At 70.7% G+C, this 15,270-nt stretch carries 15 protein-coding genes; 9 read left to right on the top strand and 6 right to left on the bottom strand.

Going from position 1 to position 15,270, the window contains the following annotated elements:
• Positions 1–265 precede the first annotated feature (265 nt).
• Complete coding sequence (locus BQ7106_RS10175; protein WP_205407696.1) at positions 266–775, bottom strand: pyridoxamine 5'-phosphate oxidase family protein; 510 nt, start codon at positions 773–775, stop codon at positions 266–268.
• 285 nt (positions 776–1,060) lie between these two features.
• On the opposite strand from BQ7106_RS10175, the gene BQ7106_RS10180 reads away from it, so the two are divergent.
• The 7 genes from BQ7106_RS10180 to BQ7106_RS10205 all read left to right on the top strand — a co-directional run bounded on the left by BQ7106_RS10180 (position 1,061) and on the right by BQ7106_RS10205 (position 7,434).
• Complete coding sequence (locus BQ7106_RS10180; protein WP_072375132.1) at positions 1,061–2,047, top strand: bile acid:sodium symporter family protein; 987 nt, start codon at positions 1,061–1,063, stop codon at positions 2,045–2,047.
• 120 nt (positions 2,048–2,167) lie between these two features.
• Positions 2,168–2,485, top strand: a complete 318-nt coding sequence (gene gatC / locus BQ7106_RS10185; RefSeq protein WP_072375135.1) for an Asp-tRNA(Asn)/Glu-tRNA(Gln) amidotransferase subunit GatC — start codon at positions 2,168–2,170, stop codon at positions 2,483–2,485.
• Positions 2,485–4,002 (top strand): Asp-tRNA(Asn)/Glu-tRNA(Gln) amidotransferase subunit GatA, encoded by a 1,518-nt coding sequence (gene gatA, locus BQ7106_RS10190; protein ID WP_072375138.1) that lies wholly within the window; start codon positions 2,485–2,487, stop codon positions 4,000–4,002. The genes gatC and gatA overlap by 1 nt, the downstream gene beginning before the upstream one ends.
• Positions 3,999–5,507, top strand: a complete 1,509-nt coding sequence (gene gatB / locus BQ7106_RS10195) for an Asp-tRNA(Asn)/Glu-tRNA(Gln) amidotransferase subunit GatB (RefSeq protein ID WP_072375142.1) — start codon at positions 3,999–4,001, stop codon at positions 5,505–5,507. Before gatA ends, gatB begins: the two co-directional genes overlap by 4 nt.
• 446 nt (positions 5,508–5,953) lie before the next feature.
• Positions 5,954–6,076 (top strand): hypothetical protein, encoded by a 123-nt coding sequence (locus BQ7106_RS11380; RefSeq protein WP_275886723.1) that lies wholly within the window; start codon positions 5,954–5,956, stop codon positions 6,074–6,076.
• A complete protein-coding gene (locus BQ7106_RS11410) occupies positions 6,073–6,438 on the top strand; it encodes an MFS transporter (RefSeq protein ID WP_338064454.1) in 366 nt (121 codons plus the stop codon). Before BQ7106_RS11380 ends, BQ7106_RS11410 begins: the two co-directional genes overlap by 4 nt.
• 42 nt (positions 6,439–6,480) lie before the next feature.
• Positions 6,481–7,434: a YitT family protein gene (locus BQ7106_RS10205; protein WP_240307483.1), complete on the top strand. Its 954-nt coding sequence runs from the start codon at positions 6,481–6,483 to the stop codon at positions 7,432–7,434.
• Positions 7,435–7,477: 43 nt separating this feature from the next.
• Here the strand turns inward: BQ7106_RS10205 and BQ7106_RS10210 are convergent, their stop codons facing one another.
• From BQ7106_RS10210 to BQ7106_RS10230, 5 genes are all read right to left on the bottom strand, one after another.
• Positions 7,478–8,743, bottom strand: coding sequence for an ABC transporter permease subunit (locus tag BQ7106_RS10210; protein ID WP_072375146.1), 1,266 nt, complete (start codon positions 8,741–8,743; stop codon positions 7,478–7,480).
• On the bottom strand, positions 8,736–9,671 hold the full coding sequence (locus BQ7106_RS10215; protein WP_083527019.1) for an ABC transporter ATP-binding protein: 936 nt from the start codon (positions 9,669–9,671) through the stop codon (positions 8,736–8,738). Before BQ7106_RS10215 ends, BQ7106_RS10210 begins: the two co-directional genes overlap by 8 nt.
• 156 nt (positions 9,672–9,827) lie before the next feature.
• Positions 9,828–10,616, bottom strand: a complete 789-nt coding sequence (locus tag BQ7106_RS10220; RefSeq protein ID WP_072375149.1) for a hypothetical protein — start codon at positions 10,614–10,616, stop codon at positions 9,828–9,830.
• Positions 10,613–11,113, bottom strand: coding sequence for an RNA polymerase sigma factor (locus BQ7106_RS10225; RefSeq protein WP_072375152.1), 501 nt, complete (start codon positions 11,111–11,113; stop codon positions 10,613–10,615). The genes BQ7106_RS10220 and BQ7106_RS10225 overlap by 4 nt, the downstream gene beginning before the upstream one ends.
• Before the next feature lie 288 nt (positions 11,114–11,401).
• Positions 11,402–12,052: a helix-turn-helix transcriptional regulator gene (locus BQ7106_RS10230; protein WP_072375155.1), complete on the bottom strand. Its 651-nt coding sequence runs from the start codon at positions 12,050–12,052 to the stop codon at positions 11,402–11,404.
• Positions 12,053–12,356: 304 nt separating this feature from the next.
• Between BQ7106_RS10230 and BQ7106_RS10235 the strand changes: the two genes are divergently transcribed.
• Positions 12,357–13,757: a uracil-xanthine permease family protein gene (locus tag BQ7106_RS10235; protein ID WP_072375158.1), complete on the top strand. Its 1,401-nt coding sequence runs from the start codon at positions 12,357–12,359 to the stop codon at positions 13,755–13,757.
• A gap of 128 nt (positions 13,758–13,885) precedes the next feature.
• Entirely contained in the window at positions 13,886–15,229 is a 1,344-nt protein-coding gene (ssnA, locus tag BQ7106_RS10240) for a putative aminohydrolase SsnA (protein WP_072375161.1), read from the top strand.
• Positions 15,230–15,270: the final 41 nt, after the last annotated feature.

The raw sequence follows: 15,270 nt of genomic DNA on the forward strand, positions 1-15,270 counted from the left end.
TCGCGGGCGACCTCCGCCCGCGCCCGTTCCCCTCGCGGGACCCTGCCCGCGCTCGTTTGCCTAATTCATACTAATGAGTGGGGAATTTCACGCAAGCGTCGGAGGGAGAAAAACCGGCGGCTCCGTAATAAATCCTAGTTCTGTGAGGGTATTTTGCGGCGCCCGGCACCACGGGCCCCGTGGAGCGGGCGCCGCGCGCACGGTCGCCGGGCTCCGGCGCGGGGTGCGGGGCAGCCGGGCATCGGGTGCCGCCCCGGGCGCGGGCTCACACGAGCTCGATGCTCTGCTTGCCGCTCGCGCGCTCGACGGTCACGTCGACGATGGCGGTGCGCGCGAAGAAGCGGGCGATCTCGGCGTCCACGGTCTCCGCCCCCAGATCGGGCGCGTACTTCGCGCACAGGGCGAGAAGGGCAGCGCGGCGCGCGTCGTCGCCGTCGACCAGGCGCGCCCGCCCGAAGGCGATGACGCTTTGGAAGTAGGTCGTGAGCTGCTCGGGCACCACGTCGCCTCGTTCGATCACGCACGCGCTCACGCGCGCGTCGGCGGCGATCGCGTCGAGCTTGGCGCCCTTGGGCGCGCCGTGGAGCAGGAGGTGCCCCACGACGCCCGCCTCCCCCTCGGCCTCGGTGGGGGAGGCGAAGGAGTAGTTCACGGGCACCGCGTAGGGAAAGCCGTCCGTGGCGTCGCTCCCCGCGAGCGCGAGGACGCACTCGCGCCCGCGCTCGAGGATGCCGCGGCACGCCTCCGGTGAGAGCTCCTGCCTTCTCCTGCGCATGGGTCGCATCGTCGCCCCTCTCGTCCGGGCGCTCCCGCGCCCTCTCGTCTTCGCCCAGTGTAGCAGCAAGGGGCGCCTCGGGCGGGCAGGCGCGAGGGCCGGTCGGCCGCCTCGTCGCTCCCGCGCCCCGCTGCCGGGTTTCTCGGGGCGTGCGTCGCCCCGCTTTGCCGGCGCGTTACGCGGCGCGGCGCGCCCCCGAGCGAGAAGTACCATGGCGCAGGTGTGGGGACGCGACGACCTGCGCCGGCATGGCCCGGGCGGTCAACGGGGGAGGTCCTTCTCGGCATGGATGCGTGGAAGCGGCTCGGCGGCTTCATCGGGAGCCACATGGCGTTCGTCTCGCCGGCCTGCGTGGTCCTGGGCGTGCTCTTCCCGGGGCAGCTCTCCCAGATCAAGCCGGCCGTGACCGCGCTCTTCGCGTTCATGACGTTCCAGAGCTCGCTCTCCAACACGTTCTCCAACCTCGCGCGCACGCTGCGCCACCCGGCGCCGATGGTCGCGACGCTGGCCCTGTCCACGGTCGTCATGCCCTGCGTCGCCTTCGCGCTCGCGACGGCGCTCTTCGGGTCGAGCCCCAGCCTCGTCTGCGGCATCGTGCTGGAGTACAGCGTGCCGGTCGCCGTGGTCAGCGCCATGTGGGTCAACATGCTCGGGGGCGACCCCTCGCTCACCCTGGCCACGGTGCTCGTGTCGACGGTTGCGGCGCCGCTGACCATCCCGCTCACGCTGCACGCGCTGCTCGGGCAGACCGTCGAGGTCGACGCCGCCCGGATGGTGGGGGAGATGGCGGTCTCCATCGCGCTCCCGGCGCTCGCGGGGACGGCCCTCAACGACGCCACGCGCGGGCGGGCGGCGCGCGAGCTCTCGCCGGCGATCGCGCCGGCGGCCAAGATCGCGCTCGTGCTCGTGATCTTGTGCAACTCGACGGGCGTGGCGCCCTACGTGCGCGCCCTCACGCCGCGGCTCGTCGCGGTGGCGGCGTTCATCTGCGCGTTCGCCGCGTGCGGCTACGCGCTCGGGCTGGCGGTCGCGCGCGCGGCGCGCCTCCCGCACGACCGGCAGGTCTCCATGACCTACCTCGTGGGCATGCGCAACATCTCCGCCGGGGCCGTGATCGCGGGGGAGTACTTCCCGGGTGAGGTGATGTTCCCCGTGGTCATCGGGACGCTCTTCCAGCAGGTGCTGGCGGCGGGGTTCGGCTCGCTGCTGCGTCGGCTCGCCCGCGGGCGCGCGGCGACGGGGGAGCCGGGTCGGGGCGGCACCGCCGAGTAGGGGCGACGCGCGAGGGGCGCGCCCCGCGGCGGCGCCCCGGCATTGTTGCGCCCTCGTCTCGGCGCGCCGGCGCGTCCGGTCCCTGTCGTAGAATGGGGCGCATCGAAGATAGGAGGACCCATGCCCCTTACCAAGGAAGACGTCGCGGGCATCGCGGACTATGCGCGCATCGCCCTCACGCCCGAGGAGCTCGACGAGATGACCGCGTACATGAACGACGCGATCGACCTGCTCGAGCCCATTCGGCAGTACGACCTCGAGGGCGTCGAGCCCACGTTCCACCCCATCGGGGACCTCTCCAACGTCATGGCGGGGGACGTGCCGGACACCTCCGTCCGCGCGCTGCCCCTCGACGCGGCGCTCCGCAACGCGGGCTCCTCGCGGGACCGCTGCTTCCGCGTGCCGTCGATCCTCGGCGACCAGGGGGGTGACCGCTGATGGCCACCGCGCCCACGAGCCTCGACACGCTCTCCGCCCGCCAGGTCGCCGCCGGCGTCGCGGCCGGCGACTTCACCGCCACCGAGGTCGCGCGCGCCGCGCTCGACGCCATCGAGCGGCGCGACCCCGAGGTCCGGGCGTTCCTGCAGGTCTCGGCCGACCTCGCGCTCGAGGCGGCCGCGGCGACGGACGCCCGTCGCGCCGCGGGCGAGGCGCTCGGGCCCCTCGCGGGCGTGCCCGTTGCCTTCAAGGACAACATGAACCTCGTGGGGACGCGCACCACCTGCGCCTCCCGCATGCTCGAGGGCTACGAGAGCCCCTACACGGCCACCTGCGTCCAGCGGATGCTCGACGCCGGGGCCACGCCCGTCGGCAAGACGAACATGGACGAGTTCGCCTTCGGCTCCTCGACCGAGTCGTCGGCCTTCCACCCCACGGCCAACCCCTGGGACGCCTCGCGCGTTCCCGGCGGCTCCTCGGGCGGCTCCGCCGCCGCCGTGGCGGCGGGCGAGGCCACCATCGCCCTGGGCTCCGACACCGGCGGCTCCATCCGACAGCCCGCGTCGCTGTGCGGCGTCGTGGGCCTGAAGCCCACCTACGGCGCGGTCAGCCGCTACGGCGTGGTGGCGTTCGGATCGTCGCTCGACCAGGTCGGCCCGTTCGGCCGCCGCGTCGAGGACGTGGCGCTGGCCATGAACGCGCTCGTCGCCGGCGGGCGGGACCCGTGGGACTCCACGAGCCAGGCGGTCGCCCCCGACTTCCTCGCCCACCTCGACGACCCGGTCGAGGGGCGCCGCGTCGGCGTCGTCCCCGCCCTCATGGAGGCCGCCGGCCTTTCCGACGAGGTGCGCGACGCCGTCGCCGCCGCCGGCCGGGCCCTCGTCGACCAGGGCGCCGAGCTCGTGGAGGTCGACCTGCCCAACATCGCCTCCGCCATCGCCGCCTACTACGTCATCGCCCCCTGCGAGGCGTTCTCCAACCTCGCCCGCTTCGACGGCGTGCGCTACGGCTACCAGGAGCCCGGCCGGGCGACCCTCGCGGAGCAGACCTCGCTCTCGCGCGCCCATGGCTTTGGCGAGGAGGCGAAGCGCCGCCAGATGCTCGGCGCCTACCTGCTCTCAAGCGGCGTGTACGACACGTACTACTACCCCGCGCAGCAGGTCCGCACGCTCATCACGGCCGACTACGCCCGGGCGTACGAGCAGTGCGACGTCATCCTCATGCCCGCCGCTCCGCGCACGGCGTTTCGGTTCGGCGAGCTCTCCGACCCCACGCAGATGTACGCGTCGGACATGTTCACGATCTCCAACAACATTGCGGGCAACGGCGGCGTCTCCGTGCCCCTGGGCCTCGGCGCGACGTCCGGCCTCCCGGTCTCGGCCCAGCTGCAGGGGCCCGCGTTCGCCGACGCCCGACTCCTCACGTTCGCGCGCGCGATCGAGCGCGCCCTCTCGCCCGACGGCGAGGGGGCACCCGTCGCGCCCGCGCTTGCCGGGAAGGGGGGTGAGCTCGCATGAAGAAGCTCGCCGAGGTCCTGCGCGACTGGGAGGCCGTGATCGGCCTCGAGGTCCACACCGAGCTCACCACGCTCGAGACCAAGATGTTCTGCAACTGTCGCCTCTCCCACGACGACCCGCCCAACACCAACGTCTGCCCCGTGTGCCTGGGCATGCCCGGTGCCCTGCCCGTGCCCAACGAGCGGGCCATCGAGTCCATCGTCATGGCGGGTCTGGCGACCAACTGCCAGATCATGCGGCACTCGATGTTCTACCGCAAGCACTACTTCTACCCCGACATGGCCAAGAACTTCCAGACCACGCAGGGGCCGGTCGCCTTCTGCATGCACGGCCACCTCGACCTGGAGGTCTCGGGCCCCGGGGCCGGGGAGCGCCCGGACGGCACGGTCGAGAAGGGCGGCGACGGCTCCTACGTGGCGCCCATCCGGATCCTGCGCATCCACATGGAGGAGGACGCCGCCAAGATGGTGCACGTGGGCGGCGAGGAGGGCCGCATCACCGCGGCGACCGAGAGCCTCATCGACTACAACCGCTGCGGCACCCCGCTCATCGAGCTCGTGACCGAGCCCGACCTGCGCACGCCCGAGGAGGCGCGCCTGTTCATGGAGAAGCTGCGCCAGACCTTCCTCACGCTCGGCATCTCCGACTGCTCGCTCGAGAGCGGCTCGATGCGCTGCGACGGCAACGTCTCGCTGCGCCGCCGCGGTTCCACGGAGTTCGGCACCAAGACCGAGATGAAGAACATCAACTCGTTCAAGAGCCTCCACGACGCGCTCGAGTACGAGATCTGCCGCCAGGCCGAGGTGCTCGAGGAGGGCGGCATCGTCTACCAGGAGACCCGTCACTGGGAGCCCTCGCGCAAGCGCACCGTCGTCATGCGCGTCAAGGAGACCGCGGACGACTACCGCCTCTTCCCGGACCCCGACCTCGCCCCCTTCGATCTCACGGACGAGTTCGTCGAGCGCTGCCGCTCGCGCATCCCCGAGCTGCCCGACGCCAAGCGCGACCGCTACATGGCCGACTACGGCCTCAAGCGCGCCGACGCCGCCCAGCTCGCGGGCGACCCCTCCGTGGCGTCGTTTTTCGAGGAGGCGCTCGAGGGCGCGGACGCAAAGGTCGTCCCCACGGTGGCCAACGTGATGGTCAACCTCGTGCCCAGCGTGGGCGAGCTCACGGTGGCGCAGGTCCGCGGCATCGCCGTTCTTCTCGCCGAGGACGCGGTCACGTTCGCCCAGGCCCGCGAGGTCGCGGGCGCGATCAGCGGCACGGGGGAGGACCCCGCCGCCTACGTCGACGCCCACGGCATGCGGCAGTCCACGGACGAGGGCGCGCTCGGCGCCATCGTGGACGAGGTGCTCGGCCGCTGCACCGACCAGGTCCAGCAGTACCGCGACGGCAACAAGAAGGTGCTCGGGTTCCTGGTGGGGCAGTGCATGAAGGCGGCCAAGGGCTCCGGCAACCCCAAGGCCTTCAACAAGATGCTCGCTGAGCGGCTCGAGGGGTAGCGCACCGGGCCCCGGGTCGACCTAAGAAGACGATCGCAAACGTGCGGGTTGCGGACGGTTTCTGGCCTCAGACCGTCCGCAACCCGCACGCGTTTGGGGTACGTGCGGTCTGCGGACGGTTTCGTGCCCAAGACCGTCCATAACCCGCACGTTCTTCTCTCGTCAAAAAATGAGGAACGTAAATAAATATTCGTAACGAGTATTCGGTATGAGAAGCCCGTCGGGAGAGGGGCGACGGGGGAGGGCCATGCCAGCGATCTTTTCAACGAGCGGCCGGGACGAGCTGCGCCGGCGCATGATGGACGCGGGGTGGAGGTGCCTGCTCGAACGGGGCTACCGGGGCACGCGGATCGAGGGCGTCGCTGAGCGAGCTCGCGGGCCCCGCCGCCGACGGCGACCGCCGCGACCTGGGCCTGGCGGCGGCGCTCCAGCGCTCGCTCGCCGTCGTGCTGCTCTCGCGCGACGAGTTCGAGCCGGGCGTCCTCGAGCGCGTGGTCGACGCGCTGATCGACGACACGCTCGACGCGCTGTACGGACCCGCGGACGCGAAGGGCGATGATGCTCGATGAGCAGGGAGAAGGACGACGAGAAGGACCTGGCGGAGCGGGGCGTGCCCCCCGTGAGGGGAGGTCGCGGCATGCACGCACCCCGGCGCGCCCCGGCGCTACTCGCCATCCTCTGCATGACGTTCATGGAGACGCTCGACGGGACCATCGTCAACGTGGCGCTGCCCACCATGCAGGCCGAGCTCGGGGTCGGCGCAACCCAGATTCAGCTCGTGGCGAGCGTCTTTCTGGTGGTCACCTGCGCGTTCCTGCTCGTCTTCGGGCGGCTGGGCGACATCGTCGGCAAGGTGCGCGTCTTCCAGGCGGGCGAGCGGACGGGTAGGCCGCCCGCCCTTCTCGCCGGCGCGCCGCGGCAAACCTGCTAGACTCCCAAGCCCGAGGGCAGGCACTCGCGAAGGGAGCGCGCGGTGGACGCGGTTGACGATCAGATGGGGGCGGCGGTCGAGCCGGTCGCGGAGGTGGTCACGGAGGACGAGGCGCGGCGCGGCGAGAGCCTCTCGAAGAAGCGCATGGCCTACAGCTTCCCGACGTTCTTCTCGCTGCTGAACGCGGGGCTCATCCTCACGGCGATCTCGCTCGTGCTGTTCAAGACGCCCAACCACCTCGCGTTCGGCGGCACGTCGGGATTCTCGATCATCCTGGCGACGGCGTTCCCCGTGCTGCCGGTCTCGGTCTACATGTGGATCCTGAACGCGGTGCTCGTGCTCCTCGGCCTCGTCTTCCTCGACCGCAGGGCGGTCCTGTGGACGGCGTTCGCCTCGTTTGCGCTGTCGGCGTACACGTCGCTGTTCGAGTGGCTCTTCCCGGTGACGGAGTCGATCACCGGAGACCTGTGGCTCGACGTCTGCTTTGCGGTCCTGCTGCCCGCCGTGGGCTCCGCCATCGTCTTCGACATCGGCGCCTCCACGGGCGGGACCGACATCCTCGCCATGATCTTGCGCAAGCACACCGACATCGAGATCGGCAAGGCCCTCTTCGCCGTGGACGCGGGCATCGTGCTCGCGGCGCTCGGCCTCTACGGCGCGCGCGTCGGCCTCTACTGCCTCCTCGGGCTCATCGGCAAGACGTTCGTGGTGGACGGCTTCATCGAGTCCATCCGCCAGCGCAAGGTCTGCCAGGTCATCTGCGAGCACCCGCGCGACGTGGAGGAGTTCATCGTCAAGAAGCTCGGCCGCACCGCGACGGTCAGCTTTGGCTGGGGCGCCTACTCGGGCAAGCGCGTGACCATCCTCACGAGTGTGCTCTCGCGCCGGGAGGCCATGAAGCTGCGCCTCTTCGTCCGCGCCCAGGACCCGGGCGCCTTCATCACCATCACGAGCAGCTCCGAGATCGTGGGCCGGGGCTTCCGCGGCGTCAACTAGCGGGCGCGGGCGCTCCCCCGGCGCGCCGGGGGAGCGGGGGAGGCTACGAGACCTGGTGGCGCCTCCAGGAGACCACCGCCACGGGCAGCGTCACCGCCGCGAGCGCGAGCCACGTCGCGAGCACGGCCCCCGCGAGGTCGACCACCGCGGGCCCCAGCGGGTAGGACGTGAGCGACAGGAAGAGCGTAGAGAAGTTTGAGAAGCCCATCGGGAAGAGCCTGAGCAGGTGCTCGAGGATGCCCGAGCCGCCCGAGGGCACCATCCCCGTGAGGAAGACCACCGCGACCCCCGCCACGATGACGGCGACCTGAGAGCGCGTGCGCGACGAGAGCGCGAGCGAGATCCCCGTCACGCCGAGCGTGCAGGCGTACATGAGCCCCACGGTGAGCAGCGCGGCCTGGCCGCAGGTGATGGGGTAGGGGGTCGAGAGGCCGAGGGCCTGCAGCGGCAGGTCGAAGCCGCCCGCCCCGTAGAAGACCACGGAGACCCCGCAGATGATCGCCGCGGCGAGGGCGAAGTAGGCCGTCGCGTAGAGAAGCGACGCCGCGACCTTCGCCGCCACGAGCCCGGACCTCCCGTTTCGCGTGGCGAGAAGGACCGCGTCGGTGCCCTGCTGGTACTCGCCGGAGAACGTGGGCGTGACCGTCACGCACACGGCGAGCATCGCGAAGGCGAGAAACGCCGCGCAGCTGATAATGTTGTCCCATGCGCCGGCCCAGCCGTAGGAGACGGGCTCGGGCACGCTCGCCTCCATGTCGGTCCAGTAGGCGCGCTCTGAGGCGGCGTACTCCCAGGAGCCGCCCTGGCCGTCGTCGAGCGCGTCCTGCGTGAGCTGGGCGACGGCGGCGTAGTAGCCCGCGAACTCCTCGTCGCTCACGCGCACGACGGTCTGGTAGGGCTCCTCGCCCGACCTCCTGAAGGGTGACATGAGCCAGGACCAGTACGGGTCGCAGAGCTCGTCGAACTGCTCGTCGGTGAAGGAGCGCACCGCCGCGCTGTAGGCGGCGGCGTCGCTCATCTCGAGGAGCTCGGAGGCGTCCAGCTCGGACAGCACGAGCGCGCGGTAGCCCCGGACGTCGGAGAGGACGCGCTCGACGCCGACCTCCCCGGCGCGGGCGTCGCGCTCCGCCCGCGCGGCCTCGATTGCCGCGGGCCCGCCGACGAAGGAGCCGTCGCTCAGGGCGAAGCGTGCCTGGACGACGTTGAGCGCCATGATGGCGACGAGCATCGCGAGCACGCCCGCGTTGACCACCACCGCCACCCGGCGGGTGAGCATCTTCTTGAGCTCGTAGCGCATGATCTTAAGCATGGTGTCCTCCCTTGGCGTGGCGGCCGCGCGCCCGGACGCGGCCGCGCGGCGCGTCGTCGTCGCGCTCGTCGGCAAAGACGTGAAGGTAGAGGTCCTCGAGGGTCGGCTCGGCCCGGCGTGCCCCGGCGACGGGCGGCTCCTCGGCGACGATGCGCACGAGCGCCTCGCCGCTCTCGAGGTAGTGCACGTTGCCCACGGTGAGGCGCGTGGAGAGCGCGTCGGCCTCCGCGGCGCTCACCCGGGCCTCCCACACCCGGCCCTCCACGGCCGAGACGATCTCGCCCGGCGCCCCCTCGAGCACGACCTGGCCCGCGCGCATCATCACGATCTTGTCCGCGATGTACTCGACGTCCGAGACGATGTGGGTCGAGAGCAGCACGATCCTGTCCTTGGCGAGGCTCGCGATGAGGTTTCTGAACCGCACGCGCTCCTTGGGGTCGAGCCCCGCCGTGGGCTCGTCGAGCACGAGGACCTCCGGCTCGTTGAGCACGGCCTGGGCGATGCCCAGGCGCTGCCTCATGCCGCCCGAGAAGGTGCGCACCCGCCGGCGCTCCTCGCCGGCGAGCCCCACCTCCTCCAGCAGCGCCAGCGAGCGCTCCCGGGCGAGCCGCCGGTCGACCCCCTTGAGGGCGGCCATGTACTCCATGAAGTCGAGCGCCGTGAACTCGGGGTAGTAGCCGAAGTCCTGCGGCAGGTAGCCCAGGAGGGCCCGGTAGGCGTCGCCCATCTGGGCGACGGGCCTCCCGTCGTAGCGCACCTCCCCCGACGTGGGGCGAAGTATGCCGCAGACCATGCGCATGAGCGTGGTCTTGCCGGCGCCGTTGGCGCCGAGCAGCCCGTAGACCCCCGGCGTGAGGCGTGCGCTCACGCGGTCGACGGCGATCTTGGGGCCGTACTCGCGCGTGAGGCGGTCGAGCGTGAGCTCCATGTGGTCTCCTTTCGTGTCCGTTCGTGTCCGATGCGCGTGCGAGGCCCGCCGGCCCCGTCCGGGTGGCCGTCCCGGGCCCTGGGGAGCGGCCGGGGAGGGGTGGCGGGCAACGAGTTGGGCGAGAAGAACGAGGTGGGTCGCGGGGCGCGGGCGTGGCTAGGACGCATCCGCCAGGGGCGCCGCCGGCTCGAAGGAGAGGCTCGCCGCCCGCAGCCAGAGCGCGACCTCGCGGGCGCACCACAGAAGCGCCGCGACCGCCGCCCCCGCCCACAGCCCGTCCGAGGCGCGCGCGTAGACCGCGGGCGTCACGGAGTAGACGAGGGCGCTCGCGGCGCAGGTGACGCCCGCCCAGACGAGGGCGGCCACGAGCGAGTCTGCGCTCGCGGCCCGGCGCGCCGCGGCGAGCCCGCCCGCGCAGGCGATAAGGTAGGGGGCTCCCAGCCGCGCCGCCATCACCCACGCGGGCAGCGTCGGCGGGCTCGCGGCGGCGCAGAGCGCGAGCGTGACCGCGCAGACGCAGCCGGACAGGAGCAGTCGCGCGCACGCGACCGACCGCGCGTTGAGGAGGCACGCGGCCTCGAGCTCGGTCATTCCGTGAGCGCGCCCGCTCACCACGCCGGAGAGCGCAGCGAGCGCCTGGAGCGCCCCGGCGGCGCTCGCCGCGACGAGGGTCTCGGCCCTCGACGCCCCGGCGAGCTCGAGGAGCGCGACGAGCGCGATCCCGAGCGCGGCGACCGGGACGCAGCGCGGCAGCACGAGGCGCGCCTGCGAGGCCAGCAGCGTCGGCCACCCGACCTGCGGGCGCCGCGACGCTGCCGCGCGGTCGACGGCGGCGAGCAGCTCCTCCGGAGGCCCTCCCTCGGGCGCAAAGGCCCGGTAGTGCTCCCGCAGGCGCTCCTCGAGCTCGCGTTCCGTCCCGCGTCCCCGTCGTCCGAGCGCTCTCATGGCACGTCTCCCTCCCCGAGCTCACGGCGCAGCGCCGCGAGCGCAGACCTGATCCTTCGCGAGGCGGCGAAGCGACTCACCCCGAGCGCCCCTGCGACCTCGCCCACCCGCAGCCCGCACCCGTAGCGCAGCTCGAGCGCCTCGCGCTCGTCCGGGTGGAGGCGCGCGAGCGCGAGCGAGAGCTCCGTGCGCTCCTCAGCCCGCTCGGCGGCCTCGTCGGGGATGTCCTCCGGGAGCTCGGCCGCGTCGCGGGCGCGGGCGCGCGCCGCGTCCGAGCAGACGTTGCGCGCGATGGTGAGGAGGTAGGCGAGGGGACGGCCCCGGTCGCGGTAGCGCGGGCGGGCGCGAACGAAGCGCAGGAACGTCTCCTGCGCGGCGTCCTCGGCGTCGGCGGCGCACGTCGCGTGCCGACGGCAGTACGCGAGCACGTCGCGGTAGTGCCGCGCGACGATCTCTTGCGCCTCCTCGCGCGTCAGCTCACGACCTGTCTCGAGCACGTGCCTCACCCCCCTACCCTAGATAACGGGGGAGGCGTGGAAAATGTGCGCGCCTCGATCGGTTTTTTCACGTTTCGATTCCCGACGACCCGTGCCCCGGCGGCGGGTGGAGTCCCCGGAGACGAACGTCAAGGTTTCCCCAGATGAGGTTCTTCTCGCGGTCAAGAAATCGTCCCAGTGCGCGCTCGTGGCCGCACAATTCCTAAATTGTGCGGCAGCCCAGGTTGTGCGGGCACCCGGGTAGCGAGCCGGGCGTCGCCGCGCGGGGACGGCGGCGGACCTGCCGCCCTAGTCCTTCTCGCCGTTTCGCGCCTCGTCGAGGTAGCTGTAGAGCGTGTACTTGGAGATCCCGAAGTACTTGCAGACCTTGGGGCCGCTCTTGGTGATGAGGAACGCGCCGGTGTCGTTGAGGTAGCGGATCGCGCGGACCTTCTCCTCCTTGGTCATGAGGGCGACCGGCGTCCCCACGAGCTCCACGCTCTGCTCGATGAGGTCGTCGAGGAGGTCGGCCACGCTGCGCACGATGGGCTCGGGCTCGCGCGGGGCGCTCGGCTCGGTGCCCACGAGCTCGCTGATGACCTCGTCTGCCGCGCGCAGCACCGTGATGTCGAAGTTGAGCGCGAAGATGCCCACCGCGTGGCCGCGCTCGTCGCGGATGAAGACGGTCGAGGACTTGAGGACCTTGCCGTCGGCGGTCTTGGTGAGGTAGGCGAGGCGGTCCTCGATCTGCGCGTCGCCGGCGTGCAGCGCCTCGAGCACCACGTGGCTCGGGCCGTCCCCGACCTTGCGACCCGTCACGTGGCCGTTCTCGATGGCCACGATCGAGTGGCTGGGGTCGGCGGACTCCAGGTCGTGCACGACGACCTCGCAACCGCTGCCGAACTGCAGCGCGAGCGCGTGCGCAAGTCGCTTGTAGAAGTCGAGCTGCTCTGGGCTCATGGGCTCTCCTCGGGGCGTCGGGCGCGGAGACGCGCGGCGAGACGTGGCGTCCGCGCTCTCGACGCTCCAAACATTTTTTCAGACGGCATCGTGCGTCGCGCGGGTCGGGGGGCACAGCCAACATAGGCTGACACTGCGTTATAGCACAAGGTAGCTAACGAAAAAAGTGGTCAGCCGCCAATTCGCCAACCGTTCACGCCCCGCAAGCTACCGTCTAACAGATTTTCTTGAAAGCAGACATTTTGTTAGCAGACCGACCGCAATACTATCGAAACATAGTCGCAGGTTCGTGGAGAGGACGATCATGGCGAAGACGCAGACCGCAGGGGTCGGTGAGGCGCACGACTATCTGTTCCAACGTGAGGGGATGCCGCCCGTCGGCGAGATGCTGCCCTGCGCGCTCCAGCACGTGCTGGCGTCGTTCGCCGGCATCATCACGCCCGCGATCCTCATCGCGGCGACCTTCAACTTCACCACCCAGCAGCGCACGGACATCATCCAGGTGGCGCTCATCCTCTCGGCGATCGACACGGCCCTGCAGGCCTTCGCCCCGTTCCGCCGCATCGGCGGCAACCTGCCCATCGTCATGGGCGTCTCGTTCGCGTTCCTGCCCGCCCTGCAGGCCATGGGCGCCACGTTCTCCTTCGGCTCGCTGCTCGGCGGCGAGATCGTGGGAGGCATCGCGGCCATTCTCTTCGGCATCTTCTACGGCAAGCTCAAGCGCTTCTTCCCGCCGGTGGTCACGGGCACGGTGATCTTCACCATCGGCGTGTCGCTCTACCCCACGGCCATCAAGTACATGGCAGGCGGCGAGGGCACCGACCTCTGGGGCACCCCGCAGGCATGGTGCGTGGCGCTCGTCACCTTCGCCGTGGTCTTTGGCCTCAACAACTTCGCCAAGGGCACGCTCAAGCTCGGCAGCGTCTTCTTTGGCATGATCGCCGGCATCATCGTCTCCGCCCCGTTCGGCATGCTCGACTTCTCCGCCGTGGGCTCCGCCGGCGTCTTCGCGTTCCCCAAGATCATGCCCTATGCGATCGAGTTCCACCCCGAGGTCTGCATCACGCTCGCCGTGGTCTACCCGATGGTCGCCATCCAGGTCATCGGCGACGTCTCCGCCGCGTGCCTGGGCTCCATGGACCGCATGCCCACCGAGCGCGAGCTCTCGGGCGCCATCGTCTCCCAGGGCTGCACGTCGCTCGTCTCCGCGTTCATCGGCGGCCTGCCCACCTCCGCGCTCGGTCAGAACGTCGGCATCATCTGCTCCAACAAGGTCGTCAACAAGTGGGTCTTCGTGATCGTCGCCGCCGTCTTCGCCGCGGCGGGCCTGCTGCCGCAGCTCTCCGCCCTGCTCACCGCCATCCCGCAACCCGTCATCGGCGGCGCCACGGTGGGCGTCTTCGGAACCATCACCATGAACGGTGTCCGCATGTTCACGAAGGACGGCCTCACGCCGCGGACCACCACCATCGTGGGCACCTCCGTCGTCTTTGGCCTGGGCATCTGGATGGCGACCGGCTGCCTCGCCGGCCCCGGCATGCCGAGCTGGGTCACCACCGTCATCGGCTCCAACGCCATCACCCCGGCCGCCCTCATGGCGATCCTGCTCAACCTCGTCCTGCCCACCGACCCGCCGCACGAGATCCGCGCCGCGGCGACCAAGGAGCAGGCCGTCGCCAAGGTCATGCCCGCCAGCAAGGAGTGAGACAGGGGGACGGGGGCGCTGTCACCGCTCCGTCCCCGTCGTCACGCCCTGACGCCCGGGCCGGGGGCGCAGACGCCGCTCGGCCCCGCGCTCTTCTCGACAGACAACCCACAAGAACAGGAGGAGCCATGCTGCTCGTCACCAACGGTCGCGTCATCACGCGCGACGCAGGCAACGCCTACCTCGAGAACGGCGCCGTCGCCATCGATGGCGAGAAGATCGCCGAGGTCGGCCCCGCCGCAGAGCTTGCCGAGAAGTACCCGGGCGCCGAGGTGGTCGACGCCCACGGCGGCGTCATCATGCCGGGTCTCGTGAACTGCCACACCCACATCTACTCCGGCCTGGCCCGGGGCCTCTCCATCAAGGGCTGCAACCCCACCAACTTCCTCGAGAACCTCGAGCAGCAGTGGTGGAAGATCGACGACAACCTCACGCTCGACGGCACCCGCGCGAGCGCTTACGCCACCGTGCTCGACAGCCTGCGTGACGGCGTGACCACGATCTTCGACCACCATGCGAGCTTCTGCGAGATCCCCGGCTCCCTCTTCGCCATCAAGGACGTCTGCGAGGAGACCGGCATCCGCGCGTGCCTGTGCTACGAGACCTCCGACCGCCGCGGCGAGGAGAAGCGCGACCAGGCGATCGCCGAGAACGCCGAGTTCGCGCGCTGGGCGGCCTCGCAGGACTCCGGCATGATCGCCGCGATGTTCGGCGGGCACGCCACCTTCACGCTCTCCGACGAGACGATGGACAAGATGGCCGAGGCCAACGGCGGCCTCACCGGCTTCCACATCCACGTCTGCGAGGGCATGAACGACGTCTGGGACTCCCGCCTGAACCGTGGGGGGATCTCGCCGATCGAGCGCCTGCTGCAGCACGACCTGCTGGGGCCGCGCACGATGCTCGGCCACTGCATCCACGTCACGCCCGCCGAGATGGACATCATCAAGGAGACCGGCACCCACATCGTCAACAACCCCGAGTCCAACATGGGCAACGCCGTGGGCTGCGCGCCGGTGCTCGAGTTCTACCGCCGCGGCATCCCCGTGCACCTGGGCACGGACGCCTACACCCACGACATGCTCGAGAGCCTCAAGGTCTTCCTCATCATCCAGCGCCACAACGCCGCCATGCCCAACGTGGGCTGGGTCGAGGACATGGACATGCTCTTCAAGAACAACCCCGCCATGGCGAGCGAGTACTTCGGGCGCGAGATCGGCGTGCTGCGCCCCGGCGCCGCGGCAGACGTCATCGTGATGGACTACCCGGTCTTCACCCCGTTCTCCGACGAGAACGTGGACGGCCACATGCTGTTCGGCATGATGGGCAAGAACTGCCGCACCACGATCGTCAACGGCAGGGTCCTCTACAAGGACCGCGAGTTCGTCGCCTTTGACGAGGAGCGCATCAACGCCTGGACGCTCGAGCAGAGCAAGTCGCTCTGGGGCACGCTCAACGAGCGCGCGTACTAGGAACAGGCGCCGCGGCGTGCAAAGGGGACAGTCACTTTTGC

Origin of the sequence: Thermophilibacter mediterraneus (assembly GCF_900119385.1) — a bacterium.
GTDB classification, from domain to species: domain Bacteria; phylum Actinomycetota; class Coriobacteriia; order Coriobacteriales; family Atopobiaceae; genus Thermophilibacter; species Thermophilibacter mediterraneus.